At 73.6% G+C, this 21,481-nt stretch carries 18 protein-coding genes; 10 read left to right on the top strand and 8 right to left on the bottom strand.

Annotation, left to right across the window (positions count from 1 at the left end):
* Positions 1 to 34: 34 nt before the first annotated feature.
* Entirely contained in the window at positions 35 to 1,036 is a 1,002-nt protein-coding gene (locus AC3CHW_RS12455; RefSeq protein ID WP_398609755.1) for a sigma-70 family RNA polymerase sigma factor, read from the top strand.
* A gap of 687 nt (positions 1,037 to 1,723) precedes the next feature.
* On the opposite strand, the gene AC3CHW_RS12450 is transcribed toward AC3CHW_RS12455, so the two are convergent.
* Positions 1,724 to 3,070, bottom strand: a complete 1,347-nt coding sequence (locus AC3CHW_RS12450) for a P1 family peptidase (RefSeq protein ID WP_488470490.1) — start codon at positions 3,068 to 3,070, stop codon at positions 1,724 to 1,726.
* A gap of 352 nt (positions 3,071 to 3,422) precedes the next feature.
* Here AC3CHW_RS12450 and AC3CHW_RS12445 point away from each other — a divergent pair, with 352 nt between their 5' ends.
* The gene (locus tag AC3CHW_RS12445) at positions 3,423 to 3,974 is read left to right on the top strand and encodes an AMP-binding protein (protein ID WP_398612333.1); all 552 of its coding nucleotides are present in this window, start codon (positions 3,423 to 3,425) and stop codon (positions 3,972 to 3,974) included.
* Between the two features lie 171 nt (positions 3,975 to 4,145).
* Positions 4,146 to 4,331: a hypothetical protein gene (locus AC3CHW_RS12440; protein ID WP_187060499.1), complete on the top strand. Its 186-nt coding sequence runs from the start codon at positions 4,146 to 4,148 to the stop codon at positions 4,329 to 4,331.
* Between the two features lie 106 nt (positions 4,332 to 4,437).
* Here AC3CHW_RS12440 and mscL read toward each other — a convergent pair whose 3' ends face one another.
* From mscL to AC3CHW_RS12410, 6 genes are all read right to left on the bottom strand, one after another.
* The gene (mscL, locus tag AC3CHW_RS12435; RefSeq protein WP_459249246.1) at positions 4,438 to 4,968 is read right to left on the bottom strand and encodes a large conductance mechanosensitive channel protein MscL; all 531 of its coding nucleotides are present in this window, start codon (positions 4,966 to 4,968) and stop codon (positions 4,438 to 4,440) included.
* A 114-nt stretch (positions 4,969 to 5,082) separates the two neighbouring features.
* Positions 5,083 to 5,940 carry a hypothetical protein gene (locus AC3CHW_RS12430; protein WP_488470489.1) on the bottom strand — a complete coding sequence of 286 codons (858 nt, stop codon included), beginning with the start codon at positions 5,938 to 5,940 and terminating at the stop codon, positions 5,083 to 5,085.
* Between the two features lie 287 nt (positions 5,941 to 6,227).
* Positions 6,228 to 7,109 (bottom strand): S-methyl-5'-thioadenosine phosphorylase, encoded by an 882-nt coding sequence (locus tag AC3CHW_RS12425; protein ID WP_488470488.1) that lies wholly within the window; start codon positions 7,107 to 7,109, stop codon positions 6,228 to 6,230.
* 359 nt (positions 7,110 to 7,468) lie between these two features.
* Positions 7,469 to 7,828, bottom strand: a complete 360-nt coding sequence (locus AC3CHW_RS12420) for an FmdB family zinc ribbon protein (RefSeq protein WP_488470487.1) — start codon at positions 7,826 to 7,828, stop codon at positions 7,469 to 7,471.
* 66 nt (positions 7,829 to 7,894) lie between these two features.
* Complete coding sequence (locus tag AC3CHW_RS12415; protein WP_488471033.1) at positions 7,895 to 9,331, bottom strand: MFS transporter; 1,437 nt, start codon at positions 9,329 to 9,331, stop codon at positions 7,895 to 7,897.
* A gap of 301 nt (positions 9,332 to 9,632) precedes the next feature.
* Entirely contained in the window at positions 9,633 to 11,372 is a 1,740-nt protein-coding gene (locus AC3CHW_RS12410) for a potassium/proton antiporter (RefSeq protein WP_488470486.1), read from the bottom strand.
* Between the two features lie 313 nt (positions 11,373 to 11,685).
* Here AC3CHW_RS12410 and AC3CHW_RS12405 point away from each other — a divergent pair, with 313 nt between their 5' ends.
* Positions 11,686 to 14,454 carry a penicillin acylase family protein gene (locus tag AC3CHW_RS12405; RefSeq protein WP_488470485.1) on the top strand — a complete coding sequence of 923 codons (2,769 nt, stop codon included), beginning with the start codon at positions 11,686 to 11,688 and terminating at the stop codon, positions 14,452 to 14,454.
* A 176-nt stretch (positions 14,455 to 14,630) separates the two neighbouring features.
* Here AC3CHW_RS12405 and AC3CHW_RS12400 read toward each other — a convergent pair whose 3' ends face one another.
* The gene (locus AC3CHW_RS12400) at positions 14,631 to 15,245 is read right to left on the bottom strand and encodes a 5-formyltetrahydrofolate cyclo-ligase (protein WP_187088268.1); all 615 of its coding nucleotides are present in this window, start codon (positions 15,243 to 15,245) and stop codon (positions 14,631 to 14,633) included.
* 100 nt (positions 15,246 to 15,345) lie between these two features.
* On the opposite strand from AC3CHW_RS12400, the gene galU reads away from it, so the two are divergent.
* The 6 genes from galU (at position 15,346) to sepX (ending at position 21,397) form a co-directional block, all read left to right on the top strand.
* Positions 15,346 to 16,248, top strand: coding sequence for a UTP--glucose-1-phosphate uridylyltransferase GalU (gene galU / locus AC3CHW_RS12395; RefSeq protein ID WP_398611879.1), 903 nt, complete (start codon positions 15,346 to 15,348; stop codon positions 16,246 to 16,248).
* A 4-nt stretch (positions 16,249 to 16,252) separates the two neighbouring features.
* On the top strand, positions 16,253 to 17,581 hold the full coding sequence (glp, locus tag AC3CHW_RS12390) for a molybdotransferase-like divisome protein Glp (protein WP_488470484.1): 1,329 nt from the start codon (positions 16,253 to 16,255) through the stop codon (positions 17,579 to 17,581).
* 219 nt (positions 17,582 to 17,800) lie between these two features.
* Positions 17,801 to 18,286 (top strand): cyclic pyranopterin monophosphate synthase MoaC, encoded by a 486-nt coding sequence (gene moaC / locus AC3CHW_RS12385; protein WP_187062078.1) that lies wholly within the window; start codon positions 17,801 to 17,803, stop codon positions 18,284 to 18,286.
* A 76-nt stretch (positions 18,287 to 18,362) separates the two neighbouring features.
* Complete coding sequence (locus tag AC3CHW_RS12380; RefSeq protein WP_488471032.1) at positions 18,363 to 19,013, top strand: MogA/MoaB family molybdenum cofactor biosynthesis protein; 651 nt, start codon at positions 18,363 to 18,365, stop codon at positions 19,011 to 19,013.
* 14 nt (positions 19,014 to 19,027) lie between these two features.
* Entirely contained in the window at positions 19,028 to 19,633 is a 606-nt protein-coding gene (locus tag AC3CHW_RS12375) for a GNAT family N-acetyltransferase (RefSeq protein WP_381163525.1), read from the top strand.
* A gap of 150 nt (positions 19,634 to 19,783) precedes the next feature.
* Entirely contained in the window at positions 19,784 to 21,397 is a 1,614-nt protein-coding gene (sepX, locus tag AC3CHW_RS12370; RefSeq protein WP_488470483.1) for a divisome protein SepX/GlpR, read from the top strand.
* The last annotated feature ends 84 nt before the right edge of the window (positions 21,398 to 21,481 follow it).

Raw genomic sequence — 21,481 nt, 5'->3', positions numbered from 1 at the left:
GATCCCGCGACCAACTCATCGCAAGGGAGCACGCATGGCAACCCGTGCCGTCGCCCGTCGTCAGGCCACCAACGCCGGCTCTGACGGGGCAAGCAGCGTTCGCGCCGTAGGCGGGGAGATCGCCGACCGCGACCTGGTCGGCATGTACCTGGACGAGATCGCACGTACGCCGTTGCTCGACGCGGCCAAGGAAGTCGAGCTGTCCCAAGCCATCGAGGCTGGGGTGTACGCCCAGCAGATCCTGGACGGCGAGGTGGACGAGGCCGAGGCGGGCGGCGCGAGCCGCGCTGAGCTGGAGGCGCTTGCCGCCGAGGGCGCCCGGGCGAAGGACGTGTTCATCCGCTCCAACCTGCGTCTCGTGGTAGCGGTCGCGCGCCGGTACCCGCGCAGTGGCCTGCCGCTCCTCGACCTGATCCAGGAGGGCAACGCGGGTCTGGTGCGCGCGGTGGAGAAGTTCGACTACGCCAAGGGCTTCAAGTTCTCGACGTACGCGACCTGGTGGATTCGGCAGGCCATCACGCGCTCCATCGCCGACCAGTCGCGTACCATCCGGCTCCCCGTCCACCTGGTCGAGGAGTTGGGCCGCATCCGTCGGGTGCAGCGCGAGTTCAACCGGGAGAACGGGCGCGATCCGGAACACGCGGAGATCGCCGCCGAGCTGGGCTCCACCCCGGCGCGGGTCGCGGACGTGCTCGACTGGGCCCGTGACCCGGTGAGCCTCAACATGTCGGTGGACGACGAGGGCGAGACCCAGTTCGGCGACCTGCTGGAGGACACCTCGGCGGAGTCCCCGGAGCAGTCGGTCCTGGTGATGCTGCGCCGCGAGGGTCTCGAAGACCTGATCGGCCGGCTCGACGAACGCACCGCCTCGATCATCAAGGCGCGCTACGGCATAGAGGACGGCCGCGAGCGCACCCTGACCGAGGTCGGCAAGCAGCACGGACTGACCCGCGAGCGCATCCGACAGATCGAGAAGCACGCCCTGCTCGAACTGAAGAAGATGGCCCGCGACACGGGCTTCGACGCGGCGGCCTAGCAGCGCCGCGCCGCTCGGGTCAGGTCAGGCAACGCCTGACCTGAGCGGCCCCCCCCGAGACCAGAGCCCCGGTGCCACTCCCCCCCCCGGCACCGGGGCTCTGCCCTGTTTGGGGCTTCCCCCCGCCCCCCGCCCCCCGCCCCGCCCCTCCCGCCCCCACCTCCGCGGCCAGGCCCCGCCCACGTCGGCCCCGCTTCCGGCGCGCCCCGCCTCCCGCCCGCGTGGGTCGGGCCTGTCGTGCAGCGTCACCGGTCACGCCGTCGCCTCGACCTACGCCCGGGCGGCCACCCCGACGCGTCCGCCCGCCGACCGAGACCGCGCCCTGACGTCCCCGTTCGCTGTCGCCGGCCTCTCGACGAACCCCGTCGGACGCCCTGCCACTCCCTCGGCCCCTGTCGCGAACAGACAGCCCGCGCAGCCCAGGCACCCGCGCCAGGCACCCGCGCAAAACAGGCCAGCCCGGGTCAGCTCAGGCCGTGCAAAACAGGTCAGCTCAGGCCGCGCAGTACAGGTCAGCTCGCGCCGGACAGGTCAGCTCGCGCACCCCGCGCCGAACACGGCCAGAGCCGCAGTCGGAGCAACGGCCAGAGCCTCAACCAGGCCCGGAGCCTGAGCTAGCGGCCACAGCGCAGCCGTCCCGGAGACCGGGCCTGCCTGGGGCTCGCCGGCCAGGCAGCCCAGCTCAGGTCAGGGCGCGGGCGCGGCGTACAGGTCCCAGTAGGACGGGAAGACGCCGCCTGGCCCGTCCACGCTCTCGGCCGCGAGTATCGCGTCCACCACTGCCCGCATCAGTACGTCCGCCCCGGCGGCGAGCACCTCGTTCAGCGCCCCCGCTGCCGCGTGCACCCCGAAGGCCGGGTCCGAGGTCGGGTCCGCGACCTGGCCTATGGCCGAGCCCGGGGCCACGGCCGAACCCGAAGGCGAGTCTGAGCCCGAAGGCGAGCCCGAGCCCGAGCCCGCGCTCGAAGCTGAGCCCGTGGCCGCCCCGGTGGCGGCTCGGCCCACCAACGGCCGCTCGCCGGTGGCCAGCGCGAACACGGTGTCCCCGTCGGAGAGCAGGTGCACCGGCCGCACGGCGCGGGCCAGCCCGTCGTGCGCGGTGCCCGCCAGTTTCTGGGCCTGGGCGCGGGACAGCGTCGCGTCCGTGGCCACGACGGCGAGCGTGGTGTTCAACGGGGGCCGTACGGAAGCGGCCGAGCGCCGTTCGGACTCCTCCCACGCTTCCCGTAGCCGTCGCTGGGCCTCGGCGTGCCGCTCGCGCGACACCGCCCCGCCCGGCAGCGCGGCCACACCGTGCTCCCCAGAGTCATCGCCGCCGTCGCCTTCGGCGCCGACTTGGTCGTGCGGGCCGAAGAGGGTGCCGTACAAGCGGCCCGTTATCGGGTCGATCGGAGAGCCCGACGCGTTCACCGCGACGAGCGCGGCGACCGTGACGCCGGAGGGCAGTACCACGCTCGCGGTGCCGATGCCGCCCTTGAGCCCACCGGCCACCGCCCCGGTGCCCGCCCCCACGTTGCCGCGCGCGCAGCTCGCCCCGTCCTCGCCGTGGGCAGCGGCGGCGGCCTCCCGGCCGAGTGCGGCGTCGGGCCTTGCTCGCCAGTCGCCGCCGCGTCCGAGATCGAACAGCGCGGCAGCCGGGACGACCGGCACCACCTGGGCCGGCTGCGGGCCGACCCGGAATCCACGGCCCCGCTCCTCAAGCCACTCCATGACGCCGGACGCCGCGTCCAGGCCGAAGGCGCTGCCCCCGGTCAGGACGATGGCTTCCACCCGCTGGACCAGGTTCCGCGGATCGAGCGCGTCGGTCTCCCGGGTGCCCGGGCCGCCGCCCCGTACGTCCACCGCGGCCACCGCGCCGCCCGGCGGGGCGAGCACGACGGTGGTGCCGGTCAGCCAGCCCGCGCTCTGTCGCTGGGCGTGGCCCACCCGGAGACCCCGGACGTCCGTCAAGGCGTTCTGCGGGCCGGGCCGAGGGGCGCCTCCTGCCGCTGTCGCGTTGCTCGAACCGGTTCCGGCGTCGTCAGCGTCCACCATGGGGCCATGCCTATCACGCGGCTCGCACCGAGCCGGTGGGGCGACGGAGCGGAACGGGTACGGGGTGGAAACGGGGCGGTAGCCGGGTCGGCTGGCTGTGGCGGGGGGCTTAGCTCGCGGTCGTCTGGCGCGGCGTGTCGGGCGAGCGGGCGGCCTCGGCCACGGGGCGGCGGAGGTAGCGTGGCGGGCGGCGTCGAGCGGGCCGCGGGCGGGCCTGGGCCAGCCGCCGGCGGGCCGTGGACGGGGCGTCCACCGGGCATTCGAGGCCGGCATAGCCGCTGAAAACTGCCTCTGACGTGCGCGTATAGCGTTCGTTGATCGGACGTCAACGCGAGCCCGCCACGCTGTTCTCATGTTCGCCGTATCTGACACCGCCGCACCAGCCACCGCCACCACCCTCTCCGCCGCCGTGACCACGCCGGCGGCCGTATCGGGTGGCTCGGGGGAACCGGTGGCGTTGCGCTGGGTCGGCGAGCAGGGGCGGGCCGAGGAGTTCACCCACACGCAACTCCTCGACCAGGCGACCCGCGCGTCAAGCATGCTGACCGAGCTTGGCGTGTGCTCCGGTGACCAGGTGGCCGTCATGCTGCCCCTGGTGCCGGAGTCGGTCGTCACGACGCTCGCCTGTGGCCGACTCGACGCGTCCCGTGTCTCGCTGCCCATGAGGGAACCGGTGGGGGCACTGCGCGAGCGGATCAGGGAGTCCGGTGCACGCGTGCTGATCACCGTGGATGGGGTGCTACGGGATGGGCGGGCGTACGGGTTGAAGACCGCGCTCGACCGGGCGCTGATGGGATGTCCCGAGGTGGAGACCGTGCTGGTCGTGCATCGACTGGGGCTTCCGGTCCGTTGGGTTGCGGGCCGGGACCACTGGTGGCACGAGCGGCTGGCCGCCACTCGGTAGACCGAGGGCCACACCAGAGGGGCAGGTACGGGTGATCCTGCCCCGCCGCGTTCTGCGGCTGCCGGTTGGGGGACCGGCAGCCGCGACGCGGTCGCCGCCGAGCATCGCTCCGGCACGGGGGACCGGAGCGATGCTCGGCGCCATGCCGTGCGCCGGACGTACCCTGGGGGCATGAGCACCGCCCCCGCCTCTGAACCGCGCGATCCGGCTTCCGCGCTGATCTTCGACGACCCGTTGGCGCAACAGTCCTCGGACGATACGGACCAGGGATGGGGCGAGCGGACTCCGAGGACGGGCGAGGGCGGCCCGGCCGACCTGGCGCGCTTCCTCGACGAGAAGCCGCCCCACCACCTGTAAGAGGACCCGGGTCGGTGGGGCGGCTTCACCGCTGCCGCCGTCGACCGCCCCGAGAGGGCGTCCCCGGCCTCGCCGAGCAGCGCGCGGCAGCGACGGAACGCGGCGGCTAGCGCTCGGTCGGCGCCGGCCCCGACTCCGCACCCCCGTCGGCCTGCCCGGCGGGGGCCGGACCACCGCGCTGCGCGACCAGCACGTCGCGGATCTCGCGCAGCAGCTCCACCTCGCTGGCCTCGGCCTCGGCGTGCTCCACCTCGGCCTGCTTGTCCCGGGCCGCCTTCCGCGCCAGGTAGCGCGACATGGGCAGCACCATCAGGAAGTACACGACCGCGGCCGTGATCAGGAACGTCAGGGTGGCGCTGAGCACGGTGCCCCACATGATGGGGACGCCGCTGACCACGTCGCCCGCCTCGTTCGTCTTGCACGGGCCCTTGAGGCAGGAGCTGTACCTGTCGAGGTCCTTGGTGCCGAACGCACCGACAAGCGGGTTGATGACGCCCTTCACCACGGAGTTCACGACGTTGGTGAACGCGGCACCGATGACGACCGCTACCGCCAGGTCGATGACGTTGCCACGCATCAGGAAGGCTTTGAAGCCGTCCAGGACGCTCTGCTTCTCGTCGGTCGCCGAACTGCTCACGGCCGTGCCTCTTTCCACTATCGGATTTCCAGATTCCGCAACTTATGGCACGGTGCGGCAGCGCTGTCCAATCCGCCCACCCGAATCCGCGAGTTGACAGCACACGAGCACGAATCATCGCCGCACCACCGCCAGACGCGCGGCGAGGCCCGTGCCGACCAAGGCCGTCGCGGTCTCCCGGGGAACGGACAGCACCACGAGCGCGCCCTCGCCCGGAGCGGTCTCGCGCGACGGCGGCACGTCGACCACGCGAGCGGCGCGCGCGATCACGCGCGGGCCGGCGGACAGGCCGCCATCCGCGGCGGCCTCCCGCTCGGCCGGCCAGTCCTGGGGCGCGCCGTCGGCCTTGGCCGACCCGCGTGCCCCAGGCGCCCCGTCGGTTCCGCCCGCTGCGTCGGCCGCGTCAACGGCTGGCTCGGGCTCGGGGCCGACCGCGAGCTGGCCGGTCCAGCCGGCGTCGGGCGCGGTGGCCAGCACGTCCACGAGGTCGCCGCGACGCAGCAGCCGTACGACCCCGGCGTCGGCGATCCGCACCGCCGCCACCCGCAGGTCGCCCTTCGGGTGCCCGCTCGCCTCGCCGGGTGGGCCGGCGAGGCGGGCCGGGGAAGGCGACGCCGGCGGCGTGCCGCGCGCGTCACCGGGGTGGGGAGCGCCGGGCGGGGTGGTGGAGGGAGCCGAGGAGGGGGAGCGCTTGTCGTCCGTGGGGCTCGCCGCGACCGCCGAGGCCAGCGCCGCCACCGCCAACAGGGCGAGGGCCGCCCTGCGTCGTCGCTTGCGCGGCATCCGGTGCAGCCGATGCCAGCGCGTCTGGCGCACCCGCACCGGTTCGAACAGGGGTAGTCCGCGTGGCGCGGGGGCGGCCCGGCCGAGGCCGGGCGCGGCGTGCGGTGCGTCGTGCGGGCCGGTCACGGGGCCCGGCGGCTGCTGCGCCGAGCCGGCGCGGGGGACTGCGGAAGGGTCGTACGCGGACATGACGAACACCACCTGCCGTGCGGAGTTGGGGCCCTGCGGCCTGCACACCCCACGGTGCATGGGTTCGGCGGATCGCGTGCGCGGCTGTGGACGGCCGCTGGGCTGTGGATAACTCCGTCACCCACTACCGCCCCGCGCAGACCAGCCCAACCCAACCCGCCCCCAACCGGGACAGGCCACCCCGACCGCGCCAGGCCAACCCCGCCAAACCAGCCACGCACGCCGCCTCGCATCCGGCCAGCTCGGGGCGGGCCCCAGGAGGGAAGAGAGGGCCAGCCCGGCGCGGGCTACGGCGGTGCGATGCCCAGGTCGCGCCCCTCGTGGGCGCGGGCGCAGACGCAGTCGCGTTCGGCCGGGTCGGGGAGGGCGGCCACCGCGTCGAAGAGGACGTCGCGCAGCCGGTCCACGTTGCTCGCGAAGACCCGCATGACCTCCTCGTGGGAGACGCCGTCGCCCGCCTCCGTGCCCGCGTCCAGGTCGGTGACCAGGGTCAACGACGTGTAGCACAGCTCCAGTTCACGGGCGAGCACGGCCTCCGGGTGGCCGGTCATGCCCACCACCGACCAGCCCTGCGCCGCGTGCCAGCGCGACTCCGCACGGGTCGAGAAGCGCGGGCCCTCGATGACGACGAGCGTGCCGCCGTCCACCGGCTCCCAGTCGCGCCCGCGCGCCGCCTTGAGCGCCGCGAGGCGCCCCTGCGGGCAGTACGGGTCGGCGAACGTCACGTGCACGACGTTGGGCCGAGGCCCGCCGTCGGGGAGGGGCTCGCCGTCGAAGTACGTCTGCGCCCGCGCCTTCGTACGGTCCACGATCTGGTCCGGGACGAGGAGGGTGCCGGGTCCGAACTCGGGGCGCAGGCCGCCGACCGCGCACGGGCCGAGCACCTGCCGTACGCCGACGGAGCGCAGGGCCCACAGGTTGGCGCGGTAGTTGATGCGGTGCGGCGGCAGGTGGTGTTTGCGGCCGTGGCGCGGCAGGAAGGCGACGCGTCGGCCGGCCACCTCGCCGAGGAACAGCGAGTCGCTGGGGGCGCCGTAGGGCGTGTCCACGGTGATCTCGGTCACGTCGTCGAGGAAGGAGTAGAACCCCGATCCGCCGATCACCCCGATCTCCGCCTGGGGCGCGGTCTGCGGTGTTACCGACGGTGCTGTGGTCTGCGTCTCGGCCATGCGGTCACCCTAATGGCGCCCCGCGCGACCCGTGCGGGCCGGGCCACCCGCGAGCGCGGAGCGCACGCCCGCGCACCACCCCCGCGCGACCGCCCGTACGCCACGCGGCCCATGCTGATCCGCGTACCCCGACACCCGGCCCCCGGCCGAGCCCCCCGCACACGACGAAGCCCCTGCCCGCCTCCGGGGAGGCGGGCAGGGGCCGCGACAGAGAAAGTGACGCCAACGTCAGGCGACAGCGACCGCGCCAGTGCCGACAACACAACAGTGACCGCGCCAACAACCGCGCCAGTGTCGGCAACAGCGACACACGAGCGGCGGGCCGGCGCCGGACGGCGCGGCAGTCGGGCAGCGGCGCGTCAGGCGGCCGTGGAGCCCTTGGTCGCCGCGGGCTTGCTGGCGCTCGACGTGCTCGTGCTGCTCGACGAGGAGGTCGAGGACGACGACGAGTCGGACGACGAGGACGAGGAACCCGACGAAGAGGACGAGTCCGATCCGCTCTTCGTGGACTTCGACGAGCCCGGGGTGCTGCTGGAGGAGGCGCTACGGCTGTCGGTCCGGTAGAAGCCGGAGCCCTTGAACACGACGCCGACCGCGGAGAACACCTTCCGCAGGCGCCCCTTGCAGCTCGGGCACTCCGTGAGCGCCTCGTCGCTGAACTTCTGCACCGCTTCAAGGCCCTCGCCGCAGCCGGTGCACTGGTACTGATAGGTCGGCACGTGATCCTCCTGGCACTCTCACTCAATGAGTGCTAACGACGATCCATAGTGCAGCATTCCGCGGCGTCAGTCCACCGTGACGGCCTCGCGGTGACCGACTCCACGTGTGGAGCCGCTCACCACCGGGCCCGTGGACGGGGTGGCGAGGCGTCCGCGGAGCAGTACCAGGGTCGTCAGCGCGAGCCCCGTACCGGCCAGCGGGACCACGAATCCGACGCTCGGCCCGAAGCCGTCGGCGAGCTGGCCGGCGGCGGTCGCGGCGCCGGCCTGGCCGAGCGCCACCGCGCCGGTGAGCCAGGTGAACGCCTCGGTGCGCGCGGTCGCCGGAACGAGCGCGTCCACCAGCGTGTACCCGGTGATCAGCGCCGGCGCGATGCACAGCCCGACCAGCAGCCCGAGCGCGCCGAGCAGCGGCACGGCGTGCACCGCCCACAGCGCGGAGGTGGCCAGGGTGAGCAGCGGGTAGGCGATCAGCAGCCGCTGCTGCGGGCTGCGCCGCCAGCTCAGGGCGCCGCAGACGATGCCGGCCACCATGTTGCCGGCGGCGAAGACGCCGTACAGGACGCCGTTGATGCCGGGCTGGCCGATCTCCTCGGTGAAGGCCGTCAGCGAGACCTGGAGGCCGCCGAAGACGGAGCCGATGCCGAGGAAGACCACGGCGAGCACCCGCACGCCCGGCACGCCGAGTGCGGAGGCGGCCGGCCGGTGCGCGCCGTTCTCCGCACGTCGCGGACCGGACGCGCCCGCGGCTCCCGCGCCTGCGGTCTTCGCACCCGCGGTCTTCGCGCCCGCCGTCTCCGCGCCCCCGGCTCCCGCGCTCGTCCGGCGCGCTCCCCAGCGCGCGGTGCGCGCTGGCGTACGCGGGTGGCTCGGCGCCGGCTGGGTGTGGCGCTGGGCCGCGAACAGCAGGCCGCCGATGAGCGACAGGGCCGCCTCGGCGAGCAGTCCCGCGGCCGGGTGCACGCCGGTGCACAGGGCAGTGGTGAGCACCGGGCCGATCACGAACGTGAACTCGTCCGTCACCGACTCGAAGGCCGCCGCCGTCGTCTGGAGGGATGCCCGGGCGCCGCCCGTGGCCCCCGCCCCGTCGCCGAGCAGCGCCGCCCAGCGGGCCCGCACCATGGGCCCGACCTGGGGCACCGAGGCGCCGGCCGGTACCGCGGCCACGAACAGCGCCCACAGGGGCGCGCCGCCGAGCGCGAGCACGGTCAGCAGCGTGACCGAGGCGGCGTGCGTGAGCACGCCGGGAACCAGCACGGCCGCCTGCCCGAAGCGGTCCGCGAGCTTGCCGCCCTGCGGCGCGAAGACCGCCATCGAGACGCCGGCCGTGGCCGACACGGCGCCGGCGATGCCGTAGGAGCCGCTGGTGTGCTGGATGAGCAGGACGATGCCGATGGTGAGCATCGCGAACGGCTGTCGGGCCGCGAATCCAGGCAGCACGAACGACCACGCGCCGGGCGTGCGCAGCAACTGCCGGTAGCCGGGCTTGCCCGCGGCGTCGATCGGATCGGGTGCGGATCGATCGGCGCCGCGGGAGCCGCGGGCGGTGCGTCGGGTCGAGCCCGCCTCGGCGGGTTCGGCCGCTGGGGACCCGTCGGCCGGATCGGGGGAGACCGTGGGCGCCACGGCCTGGCCTTTCCACCGCCTGGTAGCGCTCCGTGGGGGTATCACGAGGCGCCGAGAGCTGTCCTCTCGCGCATGACCGTGGTAGATACCGGACGGGCCGCCGTGCGGTCGCGCCAGCTCTGCGTCAGGCAGAGTTGGTCGGTTATTGCCTATCTGCACTTATGTTATCGGCACACTTTCACGGCGTGTCCTGGCTGTGATCAAGCTCATCCCGGTGCCGCTCGCCGACCGCCGTGCCCGCGCTGCGGGTGGCGCCGTGCGCCGGCCGCTCGGGGCCCATCGCGGTGCCGCGTCCCGCGTCGGCCGTACGCCCCGCGCCCTGCGCCCGGGGGCCGCCGCGACCGCGAGCCGCCCCGGCGCGCGCGCCCGCGCGGGCCCTCGGGCGGTGGCGCTGCCAGGCCCAGGGCGGCCAGATCGCCGGGGCGCCGGGGCGCCGCGCCGACTCCGTCGGCCGCGCGTCGTCGCCACCCGTACCGAGCCAGTCCGCCAGCTTGCCGCCCCGGCTGACCGCCCGCAGCCGCCGCTCGGCCGCGTCGCGCACCGGGTCGGTGGCCACCACGAGGAGTTCGTCGCCGCTGCGCAGCACGGTCGTCGGGCCCGGTACGAAGCTCGTACCGTCGCGCACGATCAGCGTCACGGCGGCGCCGGCCGGCAGCCGCAGTTCGCTGACCTCGACGCCGTGCATGCGCGAGCCCTTCGGGATGGCCAGCGACAGCAGGTGGCCGCTCAGCCGCTCCAGCGGCGCCGACTCCACGCCCAGGTCGGCGGCCAGCTCGGAGTCGCCGAGCCGTAGCCACTTGGCCAGCCAGGGCAGCGTCGGGCCCTGCACCAGGGTGTAGACGATCACCAGTACGAACACGATGTTGAAGACCCGCTGGCTCTCCGGCACCTCGGCGACCATGGGAATGGTGGCCAGCACGATGGGCACCGCGCCGCGCAGCCCGGCCCAGGACAGCAGCGCCTTCTCCTGCCACGGGGTGCGGAACGGCGCGGTGCTGACCAGCACCGACACCGGTCGCGCCACCGCCGTCAGGATCAGCCCCACCACCAGGGCCGGCACGATGTCGTCGCCGAGCTCGTGCGGCGTGACCAGCAGGCCGAGCAGGACGAACATGCCGATCTGGGCGATCCAGCCGAGCCCCTCGGCGAAGCCGCGGGTCGCCGGCCAGTGCGGCAGCCGCGCGTTGCCCATCACGAGCGAGGCGAGGTAGACCGCGAGGAACCCGGAGCCGTGCGCCAGCGCTCCGCCGGCGTACGCGGCGACCGCGATGGCCAGCACCGCGATCGGGTACAGGCCGGAGGCGGGCAGCGCCACGTGGCGCAGTCCGTACGCGCCGAGCAGGCCCACGGCGAGGCCGATCGTCGCGCCGATGGCCAGTTCCAGGGCGATCTCGCCGACCAGGACGTACCAGTGCTCGATCGGTCCGGTCGTGGAGAACGCGACGACCAGGATCACGACCGGGGCGTCGTTGAAGCCGGACTCGGCCTCGAGGGCGCCGGTGAGCTTGCTGGGCAGCGGCACCTTGCGCAGCACCGAGAAGACGGCCGCCGCGTCGGTCGAGGAGACCACGGCTCCTATGATCAGCGACTGCTTCCAGTCGAGCCCGACCAGATAGTGGGCGCCGGTCGCGGTGACCCCCACGCTCACCGCGACGCCGACCGTGGAGAGCATGGCGGCCACCGGCAGGGCGGGTTTGACCTCGCGCCACTTGGTGCCGAGACCGCCCTCGGCGAGGATGACCACCAGCGCCGCGTAGCCGATGACCTGGGTCAGTTCGGCATCGTCGAAGACGACGCCGACCAGGCCGTCCTGGCCTATGGCGACGCCGATGCCGAGGTAGATGAGCAGGCTGGGCAGCCCGCTGCGGGATGACAGGCGCACTGCGGCCACGGCGACCAGCAGCACCAGCGCGCACATCAGCAGGAGTTCGTTGAGGTGGTGAACAGTCAGGGGCCGACCCTTTCGCGCGGGTTTCGACCGAAATGCTTTACCCCGGCCGACCGGAACTTCATTGCCTTACCTAACATTTTACGGGTTCTTAACGCCTGTGATCGAGGTGGGGGCGGTGCCGACCGATTCCGCCGTGATCGTTCACGTCGATCGCCGGCGGTCGCGGCGACCGTCGGGGACGCCCGATCGCCGGCCACTGACTCCGCGTAGGGGAGCCGCCCGCGCTCCGGCTACGGTTGCTCCAGCACTCCAGGTCCACCCTGCCCCTCGAAGGACAGCGATGCCCTCCCGCGAAGAACCGACCGCCCCTTCCGGAAAGAAGAAAAGGAAGAGGCGGCGCGCCCGTCTGATCGTGATCGCAGTCGTGCTGGCGCTCGTCGCGGGTGTCGGCTATGGCGTGTTCTGGAGCATCAGCACGGTGCGCGCCTCGTTCCCCGAGACCACCGGCTCGATCCAGCTCGACGGCATGTCATCCCCGGTCCAGGTCAAGCGCGACGGCAACGGCATCCCGCAGTTGTACGCGGACACCGCCGAAGACCTCTTCCGCGCCCAGGGCTTCGTGCAGGCCCAGGACCGGTTCTGGGAGATGGACGTACGACGGCACCTGACGGCCGGGCGGCTGTCGGAGATGTTCGGCTCCGACCAGGTCGAGACCGACGCGTTCCTGCGCACTCTCGGCTGGCGCGAGACCGCGCAGCGCGAGTGGGACACCAAGCTGTCGGCCGCGACGAAGAAGTACCTCACGGCGTACACCGCGGGCGTCAACGCCTACCTCGAGGACCACGAGGGCAAGGAGCTGTCCGTCGAATACGCGGCGCTCAGCTTCGAGAACGACTACAAGCCGCAGAAGTGGAGCCCGGTCGACTCGGTCGCCTGGCTCAAGGCCATGGCCTGGGACCTGCGCGGCAACATGCAGGACGAGATCGACCGCTCGCTGGCCACCAGCCGGCTCAGCGCCCGGCAGATCGAGGACCTGTACCCGGCGTACCCGTACGACCGGAACCGGCCGATCGTGGACCGGGGCGCGGTGAACCCGCTGACCAAGGAGTTCGACCCCAAGGGCGAGGAACAGCCGACCGGGGTCGACGCGCCCGCCGCCGGCGCGGACTCGGGCATGGGGCAGGGCCTGCGCAGCGGGCTGTCCTCGCTGTCCAAGACGCTGGACGAGATCCCGGCGCTGCTCGGCCCGAGCGGCAACGGCATCGGCTCCAACTCGTGGGTGGTCGCCGGTGAGCACACCACCACCGGCAAGCCGCTGCTGGCCAACGACCCGCACCTGGCCCCGCAGATGCCCTCGCTCTGGTACCAGATGGGCCTGCACTGCAACCGGGTCAGCGCCAAGTGCCCGTACGACGTGGCCGGGTACACCTTCTCCGGCATGCCGGGTGTGGTCATCGGCCACAACGCGGACATCGCCTGGGGCATGACGAACCTGGGCGCCGACGTCTCCGACCTGTACCTGGAGAAGGTCACCACCGACGGCTACCTGTACGACGGCAAGCAGCGGCCCTTCACCACCCGCAAGGAGACCATCAAGGTCGCCGGCGGCAAGGACCGCACCATCACCGTCCGCTCGACCAGGAACGGGCCGATCGTCTCGGACCGCGAGGACGAGCTGGAGACGGTCGGCAAGAAGGCGCCGGTCGGCGACGCGGCCCCGGACCGTGGCGACGGCTACGCCGTGTCGCTGCGCTGGACCGCCCTCGATCCCTCCCACACGATGGACGCGGTGTTCAAGCTCAACCGGGCGCGCAACTTCACCGAGTTCCGCGCCGCCGCCGCCGACTTCGCCGTGCCCTCGCAGAACCTCATCTACGCGGACACCGAGGGCAACATCGGCTACCAGGCCCCCGGCAAGATCCCCACCCGCGGCGAGGACAGGAACGGCAAGCCGATCGACGGCCGCTACCCGGCGCCGGGCTGGGACTCCACGTACCAGTGGACCGGCTACATCCCGCAGAAGGCCCTGCCGTACGAGTACAACCCCAAGCGCGGCTACATCGTGACGGCCAACCAGGCCGTCGTCGACCGCGAGCGCTACCCGTACCTGCTGACCAACGACTGGGGCTACGGCGCGCGCAGCAAGCGCATCACCGACCTCATCGAGTCGAAGATCAAGGACGGCGGCAAGATCTCGACCGACGACATGCAGTCCCTGCAGATGGACAACACCAGCGAGATCGCCAAGGTGCTGACCCCGTACCTGCTCAAGATCAAGATCAGGGACGGGTACGTCCGCGAGGCGCAGGAACTGCTGGACGGCTGGGACTACACGCAGGACTCCGACTCGGCCGCCGCCGCGTACTTCAACGCCGTCTGGCGCAACACGCTCAAGCTCGCCTTCGGCAACAAGCTGCCCAAGGAGCTGCGGGTCAAGGAGCAGTGCCTGCGGGTGCGGCCCGCCGACGAGACCGGGCCCGTCGAGGACCTGGACGACGACAGCGACCTGATCACCGAGTGCGGCGAGCGCGACAAGGACGTGGCCCAGCCGGACGGCGGCGACCGCTGGTACGAGGTCGTGCGCGGCCTGCTCAAGCAGCCGGACAACGACTGGTGGCACACGAACGGCAACCAGACCAACCGCGCCACCGACAACCGGGACGAACTGCTGGCCCGGGCCATGAAGGACGCCCGGTACGAGCTGACCTCGAAGCTGGGCAAGGACATCAACACCTGGAGCTGGGGACGACTGCACCAGCTCACGCTGAAGAACCAGACCCTGGGCACCAAGGGCCCCGGCTTCGTGCAGTGGATGCTCAACCGTGGCCCGTGGAACCTCAGCGGCGGCGAGGCGGCGGTCAACGCCACCGGCTGGAACGCGGCGGGCGGCTACGAGGTGGTCTGGGTCCCGTCCATGCGGATGGTGGTCAACCTCGACAACCTCGACAAGTCCCGCTGGATCAACCTGACCGGGGCCTCTGGCCACGCGTACCACGAGCACTACGACGACCAGACCAGCAAGTGGGTCAAGGGCGAGATGCTCGACTGGGCCTTCAGCGAGAAGGCCGTGGACGAGGCGACGGACGACAAGTTGGCCCTGACGCCGTAGGCGCCCGGGGCGCCGGCCGGCCCCGGTGACGGGAGCCGAGCCCCGCGCCCCGGGGCCGCGTGCCCGACGCGAGAGCGCCGGTGAGACTGGTTTCGGCCAGCCTCACCGGCGCTCTCGCGTGCGCGCCCGGCTCGGCACCGTGGCGTTCGCGTCTCCGGCGTTCACGGCTCCGGCGTTCAACACTCCGGCGGGCGGAACCGGCGCACGCCCTCCGGCGTCACCACCGCGTGGACCGCCCGGTCGTGCGGGTCCCGTGGCACCCGCTCCACCACCTCGTGCGCGTACAGCAGCACCACCAGGGCCGGCCGCGCGCCCGCGATCTCCAGGCGGGCCAACACGCGGTCGTAGCTGCCGCCGCCGCGCCCGAGCCGCACCCCGCGCCCGTCCACGGCGAGCCCGGGCAGCAACACCGTGTCGGCCGTGAGCACCGCCTCCGGCCCAAGGCGCGGGCCCGTCGGCTCCCACAGGCTGATCTTGCCGGGGTGCGCCACCTCGGCCAGGTGCTCGGCGCCCGCGTACTCCGCCCAGTCCAGGTCGTTGTCCGGCAGCAACACCGGCAACAGCACCCGCACCCCGCGCTCGCGCAACACGTCGAGCAGCGCGCCGGTGCCCGGCTCGCTGCCCACCGAGACGTACGCCGCGACGGTGCGCGCCGCGCCCAACTCGGGCAACTCCAGCGCGTGCCGTACAAAACCAGCCAGTGTTTCCTCGACGTCATCTGCGGTCAACCTGGACCTCATCGTCAGGAGGTCTCGCCGCAACGCCCGCTTACTACCGTCAGCCCAGGTCATGACACGTATAAACCCCTCGTGTGTGCTGCTCTTGTGACGCCTCGGGTCATATTCGGCGGACCAGCACGATCTACGCAAAACCACCGGTAGGGTGCTCCGCATGACTCCATCGCGCACTCGGATCAGCAAGGCTGTCATCCCCGCCGCCGGCCTCGGGACCCGCTTCCTCCCGGCCACCAAGGCCACCCCCAAGGAGATGCTGCCGGTCGTCGACAAGCCCGCGATTCAGTACGTGGTCGAAGAGGCGGTCGCCGCCGGACTCCCCGACGTCCTCATGGTCACCGGCCGCAACAAGCGCCCCCTGGAAGACCACTTCGACCGCAACTACGAACTCGAGGAGGCCCTGCGGCGCAAGAAGGACGAGTCCCGGCTCGCCCGCGTCCAGGAGTCCAGCGACCTGGCGACCATGCACTACGTCCGCCAGGGCGACCCCAGGGGACTTGGCCACGCCGTGCTGTGCGCCGCGCCGCACGTCGGCGACCAGCCCTTCGCCGTACTCTTGGGCGACGACCTGATCGACCCCAGGGACCCGCTGCTCGCGCGCATGATCGAGACGCAGGAGACGCACGGCGGCAGCGTCGTGGCCCTCATGGAGGTCGACCCGGCGCAGATTCACCTCTACGGCTGCGCCGCCGTCAAGACCACCGACGCGGAGGACGTCGTACGCGTCACCGACCTGGTCGAGAAGCCGGACGTGGCCGACGCCCCCAGCAACCTCGCCATCATCGGCCGCTACGTGCTCGACCCCGCCGTCTTCGACGTGCTGCGCACCACCGAGCCCGGCCGCGGTGGCGAGATCCAGCTCACCGACGCCCTGCAGACCCTCGCGGCCGACGAGACCGTCGGCGGCCCGGTGCACGGCGTCGTCTTCCAGGGCCGCCGCTACGACACCGGCGACCGTGGTGATTACCTGCGTGCCATTGTCAGACTCGCGTGCGAACGTGAGGATCTGGGTCCGGACTTCCGTGCCTGGCTTCACCGTTACGTCACCGAGGAGATGTAGCCCGTTGAGTAGCACCGCCGAACCGGCCACCAGCAGACCCGAGCGGACCTGGCTGGTGTCCGAGCACCTCGACGACGTCCTCGGCCGACTGCGCCCGCTGGACCCGATCGAGCTGCGGCTCCTCGAAGCGCAGGGCTGCGTCCTGGTGGAGGACGTCACCGTGCCGGTGGCCCTGCCGCCCTTCGACAACAGCTCGATGGACGGCTATGCCGTGCGGGTGGCCGACGTGGCCGCCGCCAGCGAGGAGTTCCCGGCGGTCCTCACCGTCATCGGCGACATCGCGGCCGGCAGCGGCGAACTGCCCCGCGTCGGCCCCGGCGAGGCCGCCCGCATCATGACGGGGGCTCCGCTGCCGCCCGGCGCCGAGGCGGTCGTGCCCGTCGAGTGGACCGACGGCGGCAGCGGCGGCGGCCCGGCCAGCGGCATGCTCGCGCACAGCGCGGCCCCCGAGGGCGCCGGCGGCGAGGTCCGGGTGCACCGGCCGGCCGCCGCGCGGGCGCACGTGCGCGCCCGGGGCAGCGACGTCGGGGCGGGCGAACTGGCCCTGCGCGCCGGCACGGTGCTTGGCGCTCCGCAGATCAGCCTGCTGGCCGCCATCGGCCGCGCCACGGTCCGGGTCCGGCCCCGACCGCGCGTGGTCGTGCTCTCCACCGGCAGCGAACTCGTCCCGCCGGGCGAGCCGCTGGGCCCCGGTCAGATCTACGACTCCAACAGCTTCGCCCTCGCCGCCGCCGCCCGCGACGCGGGCGCCATCGCCTACCGCGTCGGCGCGGTCACCGACGACGCGGCCACGCTGCGCGCCACCATCGAGGACCAGCTCATCCGCGCCGACCTCCTCGTCACCAGCGGCGGCGTCAGCGTCGGCGCGTACGACGTGGTCAAGGAGGCGCTGACGGGCCTGGGCGACGACGCCGACGGCGTGCGGTTCCGCAAGCTGGCGATGCAGCCGGGCAAGCCGCAGGGGTTCGGCTTCGTCGGCGAGGGCGGTCGGGACCGCGCCCCGCTGCTCGCCCTGCCCGGCAACCCGGTCAGCGCGTACGTCTCCTTCGAGCTGTTCGTCCGCCCCGCCATCCGCACCCTGATGGGCGTCGAGCCCGTGCACCGCACGGTGGTCAGCGCGGTCTGCCCGGAGGGCGTGGCCAGCTCGCTGCCGGGCCGCCGCCAGTTCCTGCGCGGGCGTTACGACGCGGACGAGAACGCCGTCACCCCCATCGGCGGCTCCGGCTCCCACCTGGTCAAGGCGCTCGCGCACGCCAACGCGCTGATCGTGCTGCCCGAGGAGACCACGTCCCTGGAGCCGGGCGGCACCGTGGACGTCGTGCTGCTGGACTGACTGACTGACTGTCGGCCTGACTGGTGGACGATCGCTGGGACCGATCGCTGGTCAGACCGCTGGGACCGAGCGTGCCGCAGGGGGCGCGCGGGAGCGGGGCGGGTCCGGGGCGCGGGGCGTGGGGCGCGCGTTTCCCGGACGGCGCACCGTGGGTAGTTGCCGCGCTGACCGCGGGGTACGGCCGGTACGGTTGCTGCCCTAGGACCGACCGGGAGAACCATGAGCAGCGCCCAGGACCACCTCACCCATCTCGACGACGCGGGCGCGGCACGCATGGTCGACGTCTCGGCGAAGGACGTCACCGCGCGTACCGCCACCGCCAGCGGGCGGGTGCTCGTCTCGCCGCGCGTGGTCGAGCTCCTGCGCGGCGACGGCGTGCCCAAGGGCGACGCCCTGGCCACCGCCCGGATCGCCGGCATCATGGGGGCCAAGCGCACCCCGGAGCTGATCCCGCTCTGTCATCCGCTGGCCGTCTCCGGCGTCAGGGTGGACCTGTCGGTCGCCGACGACGCGGTGGTCATCCGCGCCAGCGTGAAGACGACGGACCGTACGGGCGTGGAGATGGAGGCCCTGACGGCCGTCACCGTCGCGGCGCTGACCGTGATCGACATGGTCAAGGCCGTCGACAAGGCGGCGGTCATCACGGACGTCAGGGTCGAGGAGAAGTCCGGCGGAGCGTCCGGCGACTGGAGCCGCACCTCATGACCACGCCCTCGCCCGCGGGCCCACCCCCGAGCCACCCGCCCGACACGCGCCGACCGACCGGCCGCGCTACCGCGCCCTGGTGATCACCGCCTCCGGGCGCGCCGCCGCCGGCGTCTACCCCGACAAGGGCGGCCCGCTGCTGGCCGAGGGGCTGTCCGCGATGGGCTTCCTGGTCGAGGGGCCGCTCGTGGTGCCGGACGGCGAGCCGGTCGGGGCGGCGCTGCGGGAGGCGGTGGCCGCCGCGTACGACGTGGTCGTCACCACCGGGGGCACCGGCATCTCGCCCACCGACCGCACGCCCGAGATGACGCGCGCCGTCCTCGACTACGAGATCCCGGGCATCCCGGAGGCGCTGCGGGCCGAGGGCCTGGCGAAGGTGCCGACGGCCGCGCTGTCCCGGGGGCTCGCGGGGGTGGCCGACACCACGCTGATCATCAACCTGCCCGGCTCGTCTGGCGGGGTCCGGGATGGCCTCGCGGTGCTGGGCCGACTGCTCGTGCACGCCGTGGACCAGCTCCGGGGCGGCGACCACGCCCGCCCCACCGAGGCCGCACACCCCACCGCGTCGAGGGAGCCGGGCGCCCCAGGCGCGCCGGGTGCCCCAGGCGCGCCGGGCGCGCTGACCGGGCAGCCGGCGCCCGCCGCCTCCGACGAGCCGCCCGCACCGAGCGAACAGAGCCGCCCCGTGGGAGGCGCCCCCGACGAGTCGGCCGGGAGCCCGCGCTGAACGCCTGCTGGCCGGTGGCGCTGGTGGACGGTCCCACGACCCTCCGCCCGATAAGGCTGCGCGACCAGCGCGCCTGGCGCGAGGTCAACCGCCGCAACCGCGAGTGGCTGCGCCCCTGGGAGGCGACGATCCCGCCACCGCCCCCCGGCGGCCCGGTCGCCCAGCGGCCCACCTACCGGCAGATGGTCCGTCACCTGCGGGCCGAGGCGCACGCGGGGCGGATGCTGCCGTTCGTCGTCGACTACCAGGGCCGGTTGGCCGGCCAGTTGACGGTGGCCGGGATCACCTGGGGCTCGATGTGTTCGGGCCACATCGGCTACTGGGTGGACAAGGCGGTCGCCGGGCGCGGAGTCATGCCGACCGCGGTGGCGCTGGCCGTGGACCACTGCTTCCGCTCGGTCGGGCTGCACCGGGTGGAGGTGTGCATCCGCCCGGAGAACATCCCGAGCCGTCGCGTGGTGGAGAAGCTCGGCTTCCGCGAGGAGGGGCTGCGGCCCCGGTACCTGCACATCGACGGCGCGTGGCGGGACCACCTGGTCTTCGCGCTGACCGTGGAGGAGGTGCCGGACGGGCTGCTGAGCCGCTGGCACCGGATGAGCCCCGGCACCTCACCGATATAGAAAAGACGTTCGATAATGGCCACACTTTGAACACGTTTGCCGGTAAGTCATCGCACCAATCACAAAAAAAGCTTGAGATATGAGCCAGATCGTGCGACACACCGCGCCAATTGGCGGATCGGCCCGCTCCGCTCCCTCTACCGTGTCACCGTGAGCAGCAGTGGCCTCATCTACGCAGTCATCGTCGGGGCCTGGGCCGCCTACCTGGTGCCCATGTGGCTCCGCCGGCAGGACGAACTCAACGACGCCCGTCCCACGGAGCGCTTCAGCACGGCCATCCGGCTGCTGTCCGGCCGAGCGGCCATGGAGCGGCGCTACACCAAGGGACTGGACGCCGGGGAACTGCCCGAGGCCGCATCCGACGATGCCCCCACGCCGGTCGGCGCGGCAGCCGACGCCGCCCCGGGCCCGCACGTGCCCGACCGGGCGCCGGTCGGGGTGGGCGGCCCGGACGACGAGACCGACATCGTCGACGTACGGGCCTTCGCCCACCCCGCGACGATGAGCGTCACCGTCACCGACGCCCTGCTCGCGGACCCGGCCGAGCGCCCGCCCGCCGGGCCCGACGGCGCCGCCCCGACGGACGGGCCGCCCGCGACGGGCGAGGCGGACGCCCCCGGGCGACGGGACGCCGGCGCTGGCGCCGGCGCGGACGGTGGCGCCGGGGAGCGCACCCGGCGCGCGAAGGTACTGGCCCGGCGCCGGCGCACCACGGTGCTCCTCTTCCTCGCCTTCACCGTCGGCTCGATCGTCGCCGCCGTCGGCGGCGTCGCCTTCCTGTGGGCCCCGGTGGGACCGGCCGTGCTGCTCAGCGCGTACATCGTCTACCTGCGGATGCAGGAGCGCCGCCGCTTCGCCTTCACCATGGACCAGCGCCGCGCCGAGCTGGCCGCCCAGCGGCTGCGCGAGCAGCGGGGGCGCCCGGCCTCCGGATCGGCCCGGCCGGGCGCGGCGGGCTCCCAGCCCGGCGACCGCCCCGCCGACGGCCCGGCTCCCGACCGGGGCCCCGACCGCCCGACCCCGCCCCGCCCCACCGTCGACCGTCCCGCCGGCGACCGCCCCCGCCCCGAGCGGCGCGGGGCCGCCCGCCCCAGCGCGGGCATGCCCCGCCAGCCGGGCAGCGGCAGCGCCAGCGACCAGGCCCGCCGGCCGGCGCCCGGTGACGAAGCGGCCGGGCAGCCGACGTACGAGGGTGAGCGCGGCCCGAAACGCCCGCACGGCGGCGACCCGGCCCCGCGCGTCCACGACGGCGACCCCACCCGGCGCCCAGCGCCGGGCGCCGGCCCGGCCCGGCGCGTCGGCGCGGCGGCCGGTCGCCCCACGCCCGACGACCGGCCCGAGGGCGCGGCACCCGCCGTGCCGTCCGACGCGGCCCGTTCCGCACACGCGGCCGACCGCAGGGCCCTGGTCGAACAGACCGACCACGCGGAGTGGGTGGACGAGCGGGAGCGCGAGCGGGGCGGCGCGGCGGGCCAGAGCTGGGACCCGGTCCCGGTGCCGCTGCCCACCTACGTCACCGCCCCGGTGGCGCCCCGCGCCACCGCCGACGCGGACCTCGGCGCCCCCGACAACTGGAGCCCGTCCCGGTCCAGCGCCGCCGAACCCACCGACGGACCGCCCGCACCGGCCGACCCCGGCGACCCCGCCCCGGGCGACCCGACCCAGCCCGGCACCGGCTCGCACCGCCCGGCCCGCGACCGGGGGCGCACGCCACTGTTCGACCAGTACGCCGACGAGTCCCGCCCCCGAGCCGCCAACGAGTGACACCCGCCACGCCCGTCACGACCATCGTTGACCAGCGAGGGAGCGGATTTCCGAGCAGCCCGAGAGGGATGCTAGAGTTTCACT

Source organism: Streptomyces sp. MGP-BFMKR1 (genome assembly GCF_057766585.1).
The sequence above is the reverse complement of the archived record's forward strand: the minus strand, read 5'-3'. Positions and strand labels throughout refer to the sequence as shown.